We start from the raw sequence: 17,329 nt of genomic DNA on the forward strand, positions 1-17,329 counted from the left end.
TAGACTAAGTATAAACCCGTTGTAAAAAGCTCGAAAACCTTAGAATCAGATTAATTAGAATTGGCTGTAATTACGTGAAACTGATCCAAAAGAAAAAAAATATTTTTTGCGAAAGTTAATAAGTGATTATGTTAATAGAACACCTCACCTTATTTAAATTAAACGGAGAAGCTAAAAACTGGACCTACTTCCATTAACCAAACAGTAAGTTAAGACCAAAGTTGGCGCAGAGAGATTGATGTCAATCCCCAGGAAACTTTCGGTGGCAATGGCACTAAGCAGCTTAGTGAGGAGCAAAAATGCGTCTTAATGACGATAGGGACAAGAAAATGAAACTTAATGAAATGAAAAACTACATTTCAGAAAATTCTTACCGAAATTCTTACCGAATGCAAATAAAACAGCCGTAGAACATTGATTCTACGGCTGTTTACCTTTTGAAGTGTGATCCCATTTGGATTCGAACCAAAGACCTACTGCTTAGAAGGCAGTTGCTCTATCCAGCTGAGCTATGGGACCGTTGAAAGTATACTTTCAACTGACGATACAAACGTTAGTTTGTATGCACTGTAAAAGCAAACTTATTATTTTCAATTTCAAACCTAATTAAAACAAAAAAGGGGATGATTGCTCATCCCCTTTTCTTGTGTCGGGGCGGCAGGATTCGAACCTGCGACCTCCTGGTCCCAAACCAGGCGCGATGACCGGACTACGCTACGCCCCGAACTAGGCTTTTATTTCAAGTTACTTCAATCGTTTTTGAAGTAGTTATTTCTCTGTTTTGAGGGTGCAAAGATAGTTACTTATTTCACTTGTGCAAGCCCCTTGAGAAAATTTTTGCGGAGAGAGCGGGATTCGAACCCGCGGTACAGTTACCCGTACGTCAGTTTAGCAAACTGGTGGTTTCAGCCTCTCACCCATCCCTCCAATATTCTTACAAAGAACGTGTCTATGGTCTCCCTAAGACAGGCGCAAAATTAATAAATGCATTGTTCTATCAAAGGATTTTGACTAAAAAAAAGTAAAAAAAATCATTTCCGTATGCTTTACACTTCCTTAATCTGCGCTTAATCTCTAAAAATCAAGTCTTTCAACTGTTCACGCTGCGCCCTTAAATTCTGAAGAATAGCACTTCGTCTGCGTGCAAAACGACCGAATCGCTGCTTGGAATTCAAATGATGCATGTAGCGCATGTAATAATGTGCAAAGGTGCCGAATAAAGGCAATACCGCCCAATAAAGCAAGGTTTCCAGCCAGGTTAAATCCAACCAAAAATGGGCAAGCAAACCAAATCCCAGGTAATTCAACGGATACAAAACCAACCCCAGCAAAATCGATAAAGGTGCGTGATACTCCACTTCCTTCGTCATTTTCGGGACCAGCCAGCCAATTAGCCAATACGGAAGTACGTGATGAATAAATCCGATCAGGAAAACAGGAACCGTCAGGATGACAAACAACCAGCTTTGGATGAATTGCCTCAAAAATAACAGCGGTCTGTATGGCCGGTCCAGGAAATCGGGTTTGATTCCCAAAAATTGGAGCGATGCAAATACATTGCTTGTTTCCGTTTGGATCTCATTCAACTTCCAGGGACTAGTCAGGCTGTACCCTTCCAAACGGGCGTGAACAGATTTCATAAAATTCATTTCCCCCGAAACGTCGGTTTGATTGGTATATTTAGTGACAAACAGGTCCGCCAGCTGTTCTATCAGGTCTTCGCGTGCGGAATCCTCCATATTGACAAAGACACGCGATAACTCCACACGGAATCGTTCGGTAAGCAATTTTGCCGCATGGCCCTGGTTGGATTCGTATTCTTTCCACAAGTCCTCCAGGGTGATTGGCCTGCCGACCTGTACCAACACTTTTCCTCTGTAAGAATCAGCTGAGACGTAATTCAACCCGATAGGAACGACTTTTAATCCCAATTTTCCCTGGTTTCTTCGTTCTACTTCCAAAGCAATACGGGCTGTTCCGGTTTTAATCTCTCGGAGTTTCCGTTCCAAAAAACTGGTCCCTTCCGGGAAAACAACCAGGATCTCCCCTTTTTCCAGCAGTTGATAACAGGCCTCGAAAGAATCTTTGTTGTTGACACCTGAAACGGCTCCGTCGGATTTCCGGTTGATCGGGATCATTCCCAATGCACCTAATAATTTGCGTTTGAAAGGGGAATTGAAAAAAGTGGCCTTTGCCATGAAATGGACGCGTCTCCTGTTGACAAATCCCACCATCCAGGCATCCATTAACGTATTCGGGTGGTTCGCAATAAGGATCAATGGACCGTTCTCCCTATCCAGCAATTCCTTATTGACCACCTTGATTTCACGGTAGTAATGCCTGATCCCAAATGAAATGATCGCTTTTAAAATTCGGTATAACATGAGTGGGTTTTGAACGAAATTACATAATTCCTAATTATCAGTTGTGACACAACGGATTACAAATTTCAATAATCCATACATTTCTTCACTTATCGTGCCAACTTGATCACCTGGCCCCCTAAAACCAATCTGAACCTGCTCACTTATGTAACCCTGCTTTCGAACAAATTACTCCTGATAATTAGCTACGGCAAATTAAAGAATAGGTCAAGTACGGGTCAAGTATGGGTCAAGTATGGATAGAGTATTAAAATGTTATATATTTAACACCTGATTCTAGCTGCTTTTTAGCTTTTTCAATCCAAAATCCGGTTCTTCCGGCAAATCAAAAACACCTCTGAAAACTTCATCCCATTACTCACAATTGTGAAAAACAGGTTTTGTCCTCCGTCATAATCCTCCAATACACAATTCGTAATTAGGAATTAGGAATTACCTTTGTGAAATGGTCGAGCGCGCACTCTTCAGGTACAAAGAAAACTCCTTCCTGGTTGGAATCGGATGCGAGTCCGAGTTTCTGCTCCATTCCGATCTGAACTGGAACGCATTGGACACCTTCCTGGAAAAACACGAAGGCCGCACCTTATTCACGGTCATCAATTATCAATTGGGACTCGACATTCTCTCCGTTCCACATGCCCCGAACCAATTGCCCCTGCTAAGAGTTTGGGTTCCTGAAAGCACGTATCTGTATGAAAGCACTACCGCTTATTTACTGGAAGGAAAGCACGATGAGATGCATCAAAAGTTGGCAGAAGCAGTATTTGAAACCCGGGAAAACGCCCCCACCGTCCAATGGAAGGCAAAAATAGATCAAACGACCTATTTGGAACGCATTCAACAATTGAAAGAACACATCCAGCTGGGAGACATCTATGAATTGAATTTCTGTCAGCTGATTGAATCACAACCCATCACCTTGCATTCGATCCAACCGTTCTTCAATCGGATGTGGGAACTCAACCCAACCCCCTTTGCAGGAATGGTGGAAACGGAACGCTGGATGCTTGCGTCTGCAAGTCCGGAACGCTTTATTCAAAAGAAAGGATCCAAATTGATTTCACAGCCGATCAAAGGAACGGCACCAAGAGGAAAAACCGAACCGGAAGACATGCAATTCCGGAATAACCTGCAGGCGAGTCCGAAAGAGCGTGCCGAAAACGTAATGATTGTCGATCTGGTCCGGAATGATCTATCTCGGGTCGCCACAAAAGGAAGCGTACACGTAGAAGAGCTGTGCGGGATTTATTCTTTCCCCACGGTCCACCAAATGATCTCAACCATTTCCTGCGAATTGAAAGAAAAAATGTCCCTTTCAGAAATTCTGAAAGCAGCTTTTCCGATGGGTTCCATGACAGGAGCCCCAAAAAAATCAGCCGTTGAGCTGGCCGAGAAATACGAGGGTTTTTCCCGTGAATTCTATTCCGGATCCTTTGGCGTCATCTACCCGAATATGGATTTTGACCTGAATGTCCTGATCCGCACATTGGTTTACGACCACCAAACGAAAAAACTATCCTGCGGAGTTGGCGGAGCCATTACCATGCTTTCGGATCCCCAGGCCGAATACGAAGAATGCAGGTTCAAAGTCGACAAAATCCTCTCACTTTTCGGAACATGTCAGTGGTAAAAGAAGCTGTTTCGCAGTTAGGACTTCAATCGTTCAACTTGTGTGTTGCCTGTTCGGGCGGACTCGACTCAACCGTCCTGTTAACTGCTTTGGTCCAATTAGGATTAAAACCCTCCGTTCTGCACATCAATTATCAGCTGCGTGGGGAAGAAAGCGAAAAAGACGAAGCATTTGTTCGTGCATTGGCCTGGAAACACGGGTTAACAATAGAAGTTGTTCGTTGTCCCATAGAATACACGAAAGGAAAGGGCATTAACCTGCAGGCAGCCGCAAGGGAATTCCGGCATGATTTGTTCCGTCGCTTTCTTCGTGAATCACCGGTTAACCGCGTTTTACTGGCCCATCATTCAGACGACCAGGTAGAAACGTTCTTTTTACAGCTTTTGCGTGGTTCCGGAATTTTCGGACTTGGAGGAATGCACCCGGAACGAAACGGAATGATCCGGCCATTCCTCGAACTGTCCAAAGCAGAATTAAAAGCCTTTGCACTCGAAAACAAGATCCGGTGGCGTGAAGATGCCAGCAACGAAGAAAATAATTATAAGAGAAACCAATTCCGGAACCTGATCATTCCAAAACTGATGGAATCCAATCCGGAATTAAATCACTCCATCCTGTTGATGCAATCCGTTTTCCGTGATACCCAGGAGGAAATTCGGAAAAATATCAAACCACAGCTGCAACAATGGGAAAAGCAGTACCGGATTTCTTTTAGCGAGTGGACGCGGCTGACAATGGACAAGCAGATTCTGTGCTGCTTTTATTTCGGATGGCCTGTCCGCACCATCAAACGCATTCAAGCTTTAGAAGCTTCCGAACTGAGTGCGCGAATTGATAAAACCCCAATATTCAGAACGAAGGATGGGTTTTCCTGGAATGCCAATTTTGCAGAGATTATGCATTGGGAATTCAAGATTGAAGAAGTTGAATTCTTACCCGATACATTCAACAAATGGGAAGTGTACCTGGATTCGGAGAAATGTACCTCGCCCATTACCTGCGGATTCGCGACTGCTTTGGATAAAATGAGTCCCATCGGGGTAAACGGAACGAGCAGTATTTTCAAACTCCTGAAGGATTCCGGAATTCCCGAACAATGGAGAAGTTCCTATCCGGTATTCAGAATCGGAGAAGAAATTACCTGGATTCCGGGAATTTCCGTTTCAAAAAAATACCTCGCAACCTCATCTACATCTCTGATAATCAAGCTTTATAAAGCACCTTCAGAACTGTAATACTTTTTTTTCACGAAATGTGATTTTGAAATTATTTTTTTATTAAATTTCGGATTGTACACTCTTAAAACCCCGCAAAATGGAACCCGTTACAGTTGAAAAAGAGATGGTAAAAGATTTGACTTTTAAACATCAGGTTGAATTCGAACAACAATCAGATATTCGCTCCAAATTAGAAGAAGCAACCCGATTGGGTAACGGATACCATCACAAAGTCGGCATTATTTTTCACGACGACGAAGGACTAAAAAGAGTCAACACAACCATTTGGGCCACCGGGCAAAAATACATCTGCCTGAAAGGCGGCATGTGGATTCCTATAGATCACATCGTAGAATTGAAGTTTTAGCTTTTCAAGAAAAGTACTTAAACTCCTATTGTCAAGCAGTTTTCGTTTTGTAGCTTTGAAATTATAAACTTGAAGCCCCATGCGCAAACTGCTTTTTTTATGCTCCTTTTTATTGATCGGAACAGTCATTTTCGCCCAGGATAGGGTAAAATGGGATTTTTCCTACAATCCGGGCACAAAAGAAATTGAATTTAAAGCCGTTATTTCTGAAGGCTGGCACCTATACAGTCAGCACATAAATAACACCATCGGACCGGTTCCGACCAGCTTTACCTTTACAGAAAACCCAACGATCAAATTCGAAGGAGAGGTCATTGAACCCAAAGCCATTCACGAATACGATGAAAATTTTGAGGCAGCACTCGATTTCTTTAAATCGGAAGTTACATTCACACGTAAAGTTGCCAAAGCAAAATCCGGAGACGTAATCAAAGGATATGTCACCTTCATGGTTTGTAATGAAGTGATGTGCCTTCCTCCTGTTGATATCGATTTTTCCATAACAATTCCTTAACATCTCAAAATCTTTATGAAATACTTAGTTAAAAGTTTAATCCTTTTAGTTGGTTTAACTCTTTTCAATAAAGCAAATGCCCAAATAGAACTTGCGCAAGACATGGCCAAGTGGAAATTTTCCGTGGAATATGGAAAAGACTGCGAAGCAACCATTGTAGCAGAAGTAAATATTGCTTCTCATTGGCATATCAATGCATTGATACTTCCGAAAGGAGCTTTTGGTATCGCTACTGAATTTCGTTTGGATAAATCTCCGAATTATCAAATTGTAGGAGCAGTAAAAGAGCCCAAGCCAATTCAAAAACACGATGACATAGCCGATGAAGATTTGAGCTATCATGAGGGTAAAATCATCTTGAAACAAAAAATTAAAATTCTTTCGGGAAAAGACTTTACCCTGAATGGCGCATACCTCTTTCAGCCGTGTGATGCAGACCATTGTTTACCTCCTTATGATTCAAAATTCACCGTTAAAGTAAAAAGTTGTGCGGATGCTGCACAAATCGAGGAAACACCTGCTAATAGTGATATCGCGCAAACACCGGCGGTTGCACCAACTGACAACGTAAAAAAAGACGATAAGCCTGGAAGTACGGCAAAGCAAACGGCTACCGAAAAAGCACCTGCCGTCGGTAAAGAAAAAACAAAAAAATCCTTGTGGGGTGTGTTCTTTGCTGCATTTTTCAGCGGGTTCATCGCATTGATCATGCCGTGTGTATTCCCGATGATCCCGATGACCGTTAGTTTCTTTACCAAAAGAAGTAAAACGAGAGCGCTGGGAATTCGCAACGCATTTATCTATGGCGGATCGATTATATTGATCCACGTCTTATTGGCGGGAGTCGTTATTGCAACACGCTTATCCAGTCTTTTAAATGAATTATCGACAAACCTGTACTTCAACTTGTTCTTCTTTGGGATGCTAATCGTATTCGGGCTTTCCTTCTTGGGCGCATTCGAGATCCAATTGCCATCCAAATGGGTCAATAAAGCAGATGAGAAAGCAGATAAAGGTGGTGTTGTGGGAATCTTCTTCATGGCATTGGTACTTTCACTGGCTTCATTCTCCTGTACAGGACCTATTTTGGGAGACTTATTGGTAAGTATTTCCACTTCTGGCGGCGACCTGGCACTTCTGATCGGCATGTTTGCATTCGGATTGGCATTGGCATTGCCTTTTATGCTTTTCGCCATTTTCCCTTCCTGGTTAAATTCTATGCCGAATTCAGGAGGATGGCTGAATGTGGTAAAAGTATTCTTAGGCTTCCTGGAAATTGCGTTTGCATTCAAATTCCTGGGAGCAGCAGATACTACCATGCAATGGCATTTATTGCACCGCGAGGTCTTTGTCGCAATCTGGGTCGGGATTTTCGCCATGTTATCTTTATACCTGCTCGGAAAAGTACGCCTGCCACACGACAGTCCGGTAGAGAAACTATCCGTTGGACGGACTATGATGGCAACAGCGAGTATTGCATTTACCATGTACCTGATCCCGGGATTATGGGGAGCACCTTTGAATCTGGTAAATGCCTACCTTCCTCCTGATTTCTATGCAGAAGTTCCGGGCGGAATCAGCGGCGGCGGAAACACCATTTCTGTTTCAGAATCCGGTTCCGGTGAGCAAATTGAGATCGTGGAAGGAATGCACAAAGGACCGCAAGGACTAATGGCATTCAAGGATTACGACAAAGCTTTGGCTTATGCTAAAAAAGTAAACAAACCGCTTTTCATCGATTTCACAGGCTGGGGATGCGTGAATTGCCGTAAAATGGAAAATTCCGTTTGGGGTCAGCCCGGAGTGATCGAACACTTGCGTGATGACGTGGTAATCGTTTCCCTTTATGTAGATGAGCGCACGGAATTGCCGAAAAAAGAACAGAAAACGATCAAAGTAAACGGACAGGACTTCTCGGTAACTACTATCGGTAACAAATGGACGGCGAAACAAATCGAAGAATATCAAACTGCTTCACAGCCCTATTATGTACTTCAAACTCCGGATGGAAAAGATATTCCCGTAGGAGGAGCTACTTACCAGGATCACGGAAGCGCACCGGTATTTCAAAAATGGTTGGAAAAAGGGTTAAAAGCCAACAAAAAATAGCTCAACTTTACCGTTTATCAATAAAAACTCGGTATTAAGATAATTTTAACTAAAAAATGGTTACCTAATCACAAAATAGATTTAACTTTGTAATGATTTAGGTGGTTAGGTTAGGTTGATTAGTGAATGGAGTTCGGACGCCTGTCTGAACTCCATTTATCATTTATAGGGTCTGCATTCAGCACTTAAATTTAATACTCCATGAGATTTTTCACTTAATCCCGATAGTCGTCAGAAACCTGAAGTCTGTATATCTTAAATCTTGATGTCTTAAAATCCTGATGTCTTAGCATCTTAAAGTCCAAATAGCTAAATTCGCTTCATGAATCAATGGTTGCAAACTCACATCGAATTCCTCAAGGGAGTTGGTCCGCAAAGAGCCAAATTATTGAGGGACGAATTGGGAATAGCAACTTTCCACGACCTGCTCTATCATTTCCCCTTCCGTTACATTGATCGATCTCAATTTCATTTGATCAAGGACATTCCCCAAATTGACGGGTATGTGCAATTGAAGGGACAAATTATTTCTGTTTCCGAAACCGGAACCGGAAGACAAAAACGCTTAAATGTCAAGTTCCAGGACAATACCGGGATCATCGATCTGCTTTGGTTCCAGGGTTACAAGTATATATTGCCTAATCTGAAATTAAATACAACTTACATTGTTTTCGGTAAAGCAAAACCGTATGTAAACACGTGGAATATTTCTCATCCGGAAATCAACCCGGCAACAGGAAATGAAGCCAGTATGGGTTGGCAGCCTGTTTATTCGTCTACTGAAAAACTAACTGCTTCAGGCCTGCATTCCAAAGGGATCCAAAAATTGATTGAAGGATTGCTGGACCTTGCTTCCAAGGTATATTTTGAGGAAACAATTCCGCCCAAATTAATCCGGGAACTGAAACTCCCTGCTTTCGGTGCCGCCATCCGCGCAATCCATATGCCTGCAGATGTTGGGTTGGCACAAAAAGCACGCACACGTTTCAAGTTTGAAGAACTCCTGAACCTTCAAATCGAATTGTTGCTCCGGAAGTCCATCAACCTGCAAAAGAACAGCGGGCAAGTTGTGGCTGAAGTAGGACAGATCTTTCACGATTTTTATGAAAACAACTTGCCCTTTCCTTTGACGAATGCACAAAAGAAAGTCCTGCGGGAAATCCGGAGGGATATCGGTTCGGGTTTTCAAATGAACCGCCTACTGCAAGGCGACGTGGGAAGTGGGAAAACAGTTGTTGCCTTACTGACGATTTTAATGGGAATCGGTTCCGGCCTACAGGGTGCATTGATGGCTCCAACAGAAATCCTTGCGAACCAACATTTCGTTGGATTGAGCGAATTATTGGAAGGAACACCGGTGAACATCGCTTTGCTTACCGGTTCTACAAAGAAATCTGTACGAAAAGAAATTCACGCGAAATTACTCAGCGGAGAAATCCATATTTTAGTCGGAACACATGCTTTGCTGGAAGACATCGTCCAATTCAAAAACCTCGGATTGGTCGTCATTGACGAACAACATCGGTTCGGCGTCGAACAGCGCTCCCGGCTGTGGAAGAAAAACACCTCACCTCCACACATTTTAGTCATGACCGCAACACCCATCCCGCGAACTTTAGCCATGACATATTATGGCGATTTGGATGTCTCGGTGATCGACGAACTTCCTCCGGGAAGGAAACCCATTACGACCAAACATCATTTTGAAAAGGACCGCTCACTGGTTTTCGGGTTCATCCGCAGGGAAATTGCTCTTGGAAGACAGATCTACATCGTTTATCCACTCATCCAGGAATCCGAAACACTGGATTACAATAACCTCATGGATGGTTACGAAGCAATCAGCCGCGCTTTCCCATTACCGGATTACCGGGTAAGTATTGTACACGGAAAAATGAAACCGGAAGTAAAAGATTACGAAATGCAGCAGTTTGTGGAAGGAAAAACACAGATTATGATTGCAACAACCGTCATCGAAGTGGGTGTAAATGTACCGAATGCATCCGTAATGGTCATTGAAAGCTCGGAACGTTTCGGGTTGTCACAATTGCACCAGTTGCGCGGTCGTGTTGGTCGCGGTGCCGAACAATCTTACTGCTTGCTGATGACCGGGAACAAATTATCCGCCGATACAAAAAAACGCATCCATACCATGGTCCGGACCAATGACGGATTTGAAATTTCGGAGGTCGATTTGGAATTGAGAGGCCCCGGAGATATTATGGGAACCCAGCAAAGCGGCAACCTGGATTTGAAAATTGCCGATTTGGCAAAAGATGGCCCGCTTGTTGCATTGGCACGTGAAAAAGCAAGAGAGCTTTTAACAGATGACCCGCGTTTGGAAAAACCAGAACATGTTTTCTTGCGATTGGAAGCAATAAAAAGACTCCAGGACAAACCGAATTGGGCAGAAATTTCGTAAACTTGAACAATGAAAAAACTTATTCTACTTATCCTTGCGTTTTCAAGCTATTCTCAAGCTGACTCTCAAATACTTACAGGAACATTGGTCGATTCGGGCCGTAAATTACTGACAACACAAGAGACTTTTGCAATTGAAGGAACTGTTGACGGCACCGTCGTGGTAGAACTTGCTGTCAATCGGGAAGGAATTGTAACCGGAACAAAAATTATCGGCGAGCAATCCACAGTTAAATCTACTCCTTCGCGCATGAAAGCTGAGAATGCAGCCAAAAAGCTGAAATTTACTGCAGGAACCCGATATGCCCCATTTGAGCATGTGCGTGTAAAATATACTTATAAGAAAGGGGTAAATTAAGTCCCTCAAGTTGCAAATTTGCGATATAGCGAACAGCCCCTCATTTATAAGGATTCGTGGCAATCAAACAACCGGGTTGGAGAACATAAACACTTCCGAATTTTCTTCCAGGTATGAAAGTGTATCCAATATCTCCTGCAAATCAAAAGAAGTAACCAACTTGGTGCGATATTCCTTGAAATGAGCAATTCCTTTGAAGTAATTTGTGTAATGGCGCTTCATTTCAACCACTCCCAAACGTTCTCCTTTCCACTTCACACTCATCATCAAGTGATCGCGGGCGGCTTCCACCCTGTCCTTAATTCCCGGAACTGCCAAATGCTCGCCCGTTGCCATAAAATGCTTCACTTCGTTAAAGATCCACGGATAACCGATACTTGCGCGCCCGATCATGATTCCATCCACTCCGTAGCGGTTTTTATATTCCAATGCTTTTTCCGGTGTATCAATATCTCCATTCCCGAAAATCGGGATTTTGATGCGGGGATTATTTTTCACTTCGGCAATGTGGCTCCAGTCTGCTTCACCTTTATACATCTGCGCACGCGTACGCCCGTGAATGGATAAGGCCTCTACTCCAATATCCTGTAAACGTTCCGCTACTTCCATAATATTGATCATGGAATGGTCCCATCCCAAGCGGGTTTTAACCGTTACAGGTAACTTAGTCGAATTGATACAGGCTTTTGTTAAACGTACCATTAAGTCTACATCTTTTAAAACACCCGCTCCTGCTCCTTTGGAAACCACTTTCTTTACCGGACAACCAAAATTGATATCCAGGATATCCGGATTGGTTGCATCCACAATTTTTGCTGACATCGCCATAGCTTCCTCGTCACCACCAAAAATCTGGATCCCGATCGGTTTTTCATAATCGAAAATATCGAGTTTTTGACGACTCTTAATCGCATCACGAATCAACCCTTCGGAAGAAATAAATTCCGTGTACATCAAGTCAGCACCGTGCTTTTTGCATAACGCCCTGAACGGTGGATCACTCACATCTTCCATAGGAGCCAACAGAAGCGGAAATTCACCCAATTCAATATCCCGGATTTTTACCATGGTGCAAAGGTACGGAATTTAGATTTTAGAATATTAAGATCTCAGGACTTTAAGACTTAAACTCTTTCATGTGCTAATATCCCGATGTCTTAGCATCTTAATGTCCAAATAACTAAATTCGCGATTCAATATTACTTGATGAAAAGGTACTTATTTATTTGTTTAACTGGTTTATTCTCCGGGTTTGCTCACTCGCAGATCTTCAAAAAAGACACAACTGATTTAACATTTACAGGTACACGTATAAACCCGTATAACCAGGAGTACGATACAACCGGAAAAGTGAAGGTTTCCGGGTACATTGACACCTATTACAGTTATTATACAGATACACTCGGAGCCGGCGGATATGCCAAGTTCCCAACCTCATCTCCAAAAAACAACCAGTTCGGGATCAATATTTTACAAATTTCAGCCAAGTACGAAAGCAGTCGCATGCGCGGGATTGCCACTCTTTTTTACGGAGATATTCCCCTGAGTGCCTGGTCTCAAAACCTGAACCTCATCCAGGAAGCCAATGTCGGTTTCCGTATTTATAAGAAATTGTGGCTTGATGCAGGTTATTTCCGCACACATATCGGGTTGGAATCCATTCAGCCAAGAGAAAACGTCACGACGAGCATCGCTACCACCACATACTTCGAACCCTATTTCCTGAGCGGGGCCAAATTAACCTGGCAACAATCCGCCAAATGGACTTACCAGGTCAATGTTTTCAATGGATTCAGTACGTTTATCGAAACGAATAAAAATAAGGCAATCGGTTTTTCGATCGCTTATTCCGGGAACAAATGGACGCATACTCTAAGCTCGATTGTTTGCGATGAATATCCGAGTAACGTTTCTCAAAATCACTTTCGCCATTATACCAATTACATCGGGATTTTCAAAACCAAACACGTCATTCTCGGATTGGAAGGGAATTTCGGGTATCAGCAAAACAGCCGCCTGAATAATCCCAATCAAACGGCCTATATCTTTTCAGGAATCGCCGCATTTAAATACCGCTTCACACATTTCATTGCCGCTTATGCACGTGCCGAATTATTCAGTGATCCGGATGAAATCCTGACAGGTCCTATAGAAAATGAAAATCACAACCTCACCGGGCTTGATATCCTGGGGGGAACGATCGGATTTGAATACAAACCCATACCGAACGCTTTTTTCCGCATCGAATCACGTGTGCTGAAAACCAAAGCCAGTGAACGCATTTTCTATTATAACAATCATTCCAACAATATCCGCTGGGAAGGAATTGCAAGTATCGGTCTGTGGTTCTGATTATCCGCCCTGGTCCTCATTCTCATTTTGCACTGCTTCCTGTTTGGATAAAGTCTGGTAGAAATATGCACCTACCAACAGCAGACCTCCAATTGCAATAAAAACAACTGTTTTATAGATCGTACTCAATCTGCTCAGATCGTAAAAGAACATTTTCAGGATCGTGATGCCTAAAATGACCATGGCCGTAATTCGCATAATCGCTTGTTTTCGTTTGATCCCGATAACAATCATCACGACCGCAAACGAAACCCACAATACGGATAACCAGATTTTGTATCCCGCACCGAATCCGGAAACAAAAGACCATTGGACTAATTCCAACGAAAGGATCCACAAGATCAATATCAGGGAAAACGCTTTTGTCCAGCCTTCCTGTTTTTCATATGAACGAACAGTTAGAATGGTCCCGAGAACTCCTGCAAACAAGGCATAATGCGCCATATTGAAAGCACTCCAATAGGTTTGTCCTTCATACACTGAAGTAATGTTGGAAATGCTTCCGGTGAATCCCAGTAAAGACAATCCCAAAAGAATGGTCCCTACGATTGCCAATCCACCGGAATAGTTTTCCTTCCGGCCTAAAACCCATCTTCTGAAAACTCCAATGAAACCGATCGAAATGGAAATCCAGGCGTATTGCCAAAGGATAATCGCATCTTTGAACTGACTGAACTGCTCATCCTGCGCAAGACGCAGTTGGACATCTTTCACATCCAGCTGTCTGACGATTGCATAGCGATACCCGAGATGAGCGCTCAATCCGTAGACTCCTGTGAAAAGTAAAAAGAATAAACCAAAAATTCCCGCTGTTTTCCAGGCAGCCGATTGATGGTAGGTTGGCTGGAACCGGGATAAAAGCACAAAAGTGATTCCCATTGCAAGAACAGCCAATCCGACAGTAATCAACAATTCATTCTCGTAGTACGGAACTTCTTTATGAAAAGAACGGATGAATACTTCTATGAGGATACATAAGGTAGTCAATCCCAATAAAATAATTCCGATCACTTCCTCCAGGTTCCGTTTGATCTCTTTGGATAACCAGAACAACAATAAAACTCCTGTAACCATGACATAGATATAGGAATAATCTCCGCAAAAAGAAGTCAGTAAGTTGGACAATCCGAACAGTGACAATGCCAGGAAAATGCGTTTGAACTCCAACCTGTTTTCCCGTTCAAACAGCATTTTATTCAAATAATACACCCCAACACCGATCACGTTGTACACAATGGTTTCCCAAAAAGGTGCTTTATCCAGTACAAAACCGATCGCTCCGAAGTAACAAATCCCGACCAAAACCAGTTGAACCAGCTGATGCCCGACCAACTCGTCTTTTTTCCAATGGTTTCTTCCCACAATTCCGAATACGAACAATGCAAAAAACGCCAATAAATAAACTGCCGCAATGGTCGAATCGACGCGGAAATTGAAATCCGTATTAAACCAAAAAAGGAAAATAATACTTGTCCAGACAATCACCGGATATTGAATCGTCGGCCATTTCCGAATAATTGAAATAACCAGCATTCCGATATTGATGATCAACATGTAAAGCAGGTAATACGAAATGTGCTTCGACCCGTCTGATACCAACGGAGGAAGAATATAAGCCCCGATCAGGCCTAAATGCGCAATGATCGCCATATTGTAATACATCGCCAGGAAAACAGCGATCAGCACCAATACCAATAAACCACCGAAAGCAACCGAAGACGGGATCAACTGATAAAAACTGTAAGCAGCGTAGGTCATGAAATAAGCCACACCGATGGAACCGCTTGCCAAAACTGCACTGAACGACTGGTATTTTGTGCGGAATACAAAAGCAAATCCCCCCAGAACCAAAGCAACTGCAAACCCGGCCAGAACGCGTCCGCTTTCTCCTATCAGGTTGTGATCAATCGCATACTTCGCTCCGATTCCTACTCCGATCAGAACGATCACAATCCCGATCTTGCTCAGCAATTGCTCTCCAATAAATTGTTCCCAGGAAGTTTTTTCTTTTTTAGGGGTACCGCTTGGTTTACCCGGCCCCTGAACAGGAACAATTGGTTGCTGGTTTACCTCAGGCTGAATAACAGTCGCTTCCGAAACCGGTGCAATCGGGAATTTTTCAACTCCGAATTGCTCGCGCAATACCTTGAATTCAGCATAATTTTCCTTGATTCGAATCTTTAGTTCTTCCTGTTCTGCCCATAGTTTCCTGTAGGCTTCTTCCAGGCGAATAATCTTGTCCTTGTCAGACTCCATAGTTTTCAGTTTCGATTGGTTTTCAGGGTGAATGTATAAATAAGATTTATCGGCGATTGTTAAATAAAGAAAAAAGTAGGGATGGAAAATTTTTTACACCTGCTTTTTTAATCTCTCCTCTGAACAAAATGTCCTTTCTTCAGAACATACGTCATTTTCCCGATATGCATTGTCGAGCCGTCTTCGAACCGATGAAAATCGGTATAATCATTCCCATTGAAACTTAATGAGCCTTTTGTCTTATATGCCAAATCCAGATAGTCTTCATTCAGTATCGTTCCTCCGCAAACAACCACATGCACCGGTATACCGATATTACCAATCAATGACATATCCCGGGGAGAAGCAAAGTTATCTGCGATCAATACCAATTTTTCTGTTCCCGGATAACTTTTTAATGCGTGGATGAGTGCTTCCACATTATTCTCCGGTAAATCGCCTCCAGACCCCTTTGACATCACGTAGATCATAAATTCTGAAATGGAATCCAGGTTGTTGGAAGCATAATTATAAACTCCACCGGTCTGACCTGTTTTTTTTGTCTTGTCCTTCCGGTTGTCTCCATCGTTGAAAAACACAAACTGCTTAGGTCCCTGCGACTTGTTTTTCAACTGTCCGGCAATAAATTCCACTACTTGCGCATTATATGGAGCCATACTCCCGGTGACATCACATACCAAAGTGGTTTTGGGCCAATCTATCTTTGTAAGCGATTTACTGACCTGGTTGGATGAAGGCTGAGGTTTAATTGCGTTGTAATCGGTTGCCGGTAATTTTGCCTTTAATTTCGGAGGCACTTCCGTTGCAAACACTTCCAACGGTGAAGGCACCACGCTACCGCGACTCATGAAGTCTACCGAGAACTGTACCATGCATTCGGTTGGTTTTCCATTCAGCGTCCCCGGAGTCCAGTCGGGCATGCTTTTAATAAATTCACTGACCTCCTCTTTATAGGGAGACGGACCGGCCATATTTGGAAATACGATCTTTGTAATCTTTCCTTCTTTACTGATAATGAATTGAACATCTACCTTTTTTGGCCCGGACGCTTCAGGCGGAAAGTTCAGGTAGTTTGAAAAATAATTGATGCGCGCCTGCTCACTGTGCGGGAATTTGGGAAGTACGATTACCGGATCGACGTCCGCCAGTGAATCCTGTTCGAGTTTTGCGGTTTCCTTTTTCAGATACGTATCGTAAGCATACGATTTAATCTTTCCGGCTGCCACTTCGCGAATAAAATTACTTTCAACTTTGGTTGATACCGCATCAGGCAAATCCCGGTAAGTAATGGCAAAACCGTGGAAGAAATTCGCTCCGTCTTCAGCGGATTTACAACCTGTTTGAGCCACCAACACCCATTCTATGCCGGATTGGTTCAAACTATTCGGAGCTGCCAGGAATAAATTTTCCAGCCGTTTTCTGCTTAATCCATGCTGATCAAAGGTTTCCGATTTACGGTATGTGGTATAGATCAATTCAATTTTTAAAATGACTTTATTCTTCACCGACTGCAACACTTTCTGATCGGTAAAAACAGCATTATTGAAGGCTGTTTCGAGAAATAACACCTCTTTCTTTGCAGGTTTTATGTATTTTTCAACCGTTCGGGGAGTTGTTTTCAAAACAAAATCGATCTGTTCCCGGGCCGTTTGAGCCTTCAAAGACAAGGGTAATAAGCACAAAAAGAGTAAACGGTATTGCATATTCAGTTGGTTCTTCAT

At 42.8% G+C, this 17,329-nt stretch carries 12 protein-coding genes and 3 tRNA genes; 8 read left to right on the forward strand and 7 right to left on the reverse strand.

Annotation, left to right across the window (positions count from 1 at the left end):
- Window positions 1-445: 445 nt before the first annotated feature.
- The 4 genes from FO442_RS09010 to FO442_RS09025 form a co-directional block, all read right to left on the reverse strand.
- Window positions 446-519, reverse strand: a tRNA-Arg gene (locus tag FO442_RS09010).
- 130 nt (window positions 520-649) lie between these two features.
- A tRNA-Pro gene (locus FO442_RS09015) sits at window positions 650-724 on the reverse strand.
- A 116-nt stretch (window positions 725-840) separates the two neighbouring features.
- Window positions 841-927, reverse strand: a tRNA-Ser gene (locus FO442_RS09020).
- A gap of 140 nt (window positions 928-1,067) precedes the next feature.
- Window positions 1,068-2,384 carry a lysophospholipid acyltransferase family protein gene (locus FO442_RS09025; protein ID WP_144332846.1) on the reverse strand — a complete coding sequence of 439 codons (1,317 nt, stop codon included), beginning with the start codon at window positions 2,382-2,384 and terminating at the stop codon, window positions 1,068-1,070.
- A 445-nt stretch (window positions 2,385-2,829) separates the two neighbouring features.
- Between FO442_RS09025 and FO442_RS09030 the strand changes: the two genes are divergently transcribed.
- From FO442_RS09030 to FO442_RS09060, 7 genes are all read left to right on the forward strand, one after another.
- On the forward strand, window positions 2,830-4,014 hold the full coding sequence (locus tag FO442_RS09030; protein ID WP_144332847.1) for a chorismate-binding protein: 1,185 nt from the start codon (window positions 2,830-2,832) through the stop codon (window positions 4,012-4,014).
- Window positions 4,002-5,249 (forward strand): tRNA lysidine(34) synthetase TilS, encoded by a 1,248-nt coding sequence (gene tilS, locus FO442_RS09035; RefSeq protein WP_186280015.1) that lies wholly within the window; start codon window positions 4,002-4,004, stop codon window positions 5,247-5,249. Before FO442_RS09030 ends, tilS begins: the two co-directional genes overlap by 13 nt.
- A gap of 79 nt (window positions 5,250-5,328) precedes the next feature.
- Complete coding sequence (locus FO442_RS09040) at window positions 5,329-5,598, forward strand: hypothetical protein (protein WP_144332849.1); 270 nt, start codon at window positions 5,329-5,331, stop codon at window positions 5,596-5,598.
- 79 nt (window positions 5,599-5,677) lie between these two features.
- A complete protein-coding gene (locus tag FO442_RS09045; protein WP_144332850.1) occupies window positions 5,678-6,112 on the forward strand; it encodes a protein-disulfide reductase DsbD domain-containing protein in 435 nt (144 codons plus the stop codon).
- Between the two features lie 15 nt (window positions 6,113-6,127).
- Window positions 6,128-8,221, forward strand: a complete 2,094-nt coding sequence (locus FO442_RS09050; protein ID WP_144332851.1) for a protein-disulfide reductase DsbD family protein — start codon at window positions 6,128-6,130, stop codon at window positions 8,219-8,221.
- A gap of 322 nt (window positions 8,222-8,543) precedes the next feature.
- Window positions 8,544-10,643, forward strand: a complete 2,100-nt coding sequence (recG, locus tag FO442_RS09055; RefSeq protein WP_144332852.1) for an ATP-dependent DNA helicase RecG — start codon at window positions 8,544-8,546, stop codon at window positions 10,641-10,643.
- Window positions 10,644-10,652: 9 nt separating this feature from the next.
- Window positions 10,653-11,000, forward strand: coding sequence for an energy transducer TonB (locus tag FO442_RS09060; protein WP_144332853.1), 348 nt, complete (start codon window positions 10,653-10,655; stop codon window positions 10,998-11,000).
- A gap of 63 nt (window positions 11,001-11,063) precedes the next feature.
- On the opposite strand, the gene dusB is transcribed toward FO442_RS09060, so the two are convergent.
- Complete coding sequence (gene dusB / locus FO442_RS09065; RefSeq protein ID WP_144332854.1) at window positions 11,064-12,068, reverse strand: tRNA dihydrouridine synthase DusB; 1,005 nt, start codon at window positions 12,066-12,068, stop codon at window positions 11,064-11,066.
- Between the two features lie 138 nt (window positions 12,069-12,206).
- On the opposite strand from dusB, the gene FO442_RS09070 reads away from it, so the two are divergent.
- Window positions 12,207-13,352 (forward strand): outer membrane beta-barrel protein, encoded by a 1,146-nt coding sequence (locus FO442_RS09070; RefSeq protein WP_144332855.1) that lies wholly within the window; start codon window positions 12,207-12,209, stop codon window positions 13,350-13,352.
- Here the strand turns inward: FO442_RS09070 and FO442_RS09075 are convergent, their stop codons facing one another.
- Together FO442_RS09075 and FO442_RS09080 are read right to left on the reverse strand one after the other, a co-directional pair.
- On the reverse strand, window positions 13,353-15,608 hold the full coding sequence (locus FO442_RS09075) for a DUF2339 domain-containing protein (RefSeq protein WP_144332856.1): 2,256 nt from the start codon (window positions 15,606-15,608) through the stop codon (window positions 13,353-13,355).
- Window positions 15,609-15,715: 107 nt separating this feature from the next.
- Window positions 15,716-17,329, reverse strand: a complete 1,614-nt coding sequence (locus FO442_RS09080; RefSeq protein WP_144332857.1) for an energy transducer TonB — start codon at window positions 17,327-17,329, stop codon at window positions 15,716-15,718.

The organism is Fluviicola chungangensis (assembly GCF_007558725.1).
GTDB classification, from domain to species: Bacteria; Bacteroidota; Bacteroidia; order Flavobacteriales_D; family Crocinitomicaceae; genus Fluviicola; species Fluviicola chungangensis.